This is a genomic window from Planctomonas deserti, from assembly GCF_003067705.1.
GTDB lineage: Bacteria > Actinomycetota > Actinomycetes > Actinomycetales > Microbacteriaceae > Planctomonas > Planctomonas deserti.
Map to the genome: position 1 here is coordinate 1 of NZ_QANL01000151.1, position 568 is coordinate 568.

A 568-nucleotide genomic window follows, 5' to 3' on the forward strand; every position below is an offset into this window, starting at 1 on the left:
GGTCTGTTCCGCATGGGGATCACTGCCAATACGGTGACCGTGGCTGCTGCCGTGGTCTCGCTGCTGGTGGCTGCCGCCGTGTGGTGCTGCGCGCCGGCCCAGCCCCTGCTGTACCTGCTGCTGCCGCTGTGGATGCTGCTGCGCATGGCACTCAACGCGGTGGACGGCATGCTGGCCCGCGAGTTCGGCCAGCAGTCGAGGCTGGGCGCCTATCTGAACGAATTGTGCGATGTGATCGCCGATGCGGCGCTGTACCTGAGCCTGCTCAGCGTACCCGGCGTGCGCCCGGAGGCGCTGTGGCTGCTGGCCTGGACGGCGGCGCTGAGCGAGTACGCCGGCGTGCTGGGGCTGATGGTCGGTGCCAGCCGCCGCTATGACGGCCCGATGGGCAAGAGCGACCGCGCCTTCGTGATCGGTGCGCTGGGCTTGCTGCTGGCCTTCGGCTGGGGCGGTGCACTGACGGTCAGCGGCGTGGCTGCAGCCATGGCAGTGTTGTGCGTGCTGACGATGATCAACCGCGTCCGTCGCGGACTGCGGGAAGCGGCGGTTTCGCCGAATTAATCAAGCA

1 protein-coding gene is annotated in these 568 nt (G+C 68.3%); it reads left to right on the forward strand.

The features are described from left to right. Positions 1-561, forward strand: a 561-nt coding sequence (locus DAI20_RS20020) for a CDP-alcohol phosphatidyltransferase family protein (RefSeq protein ID WP_108252910.1), incomplete at its 5' end; no start/stop codon positions are given. Positions 562-568 lie beyond the last annotated feature (7 nt).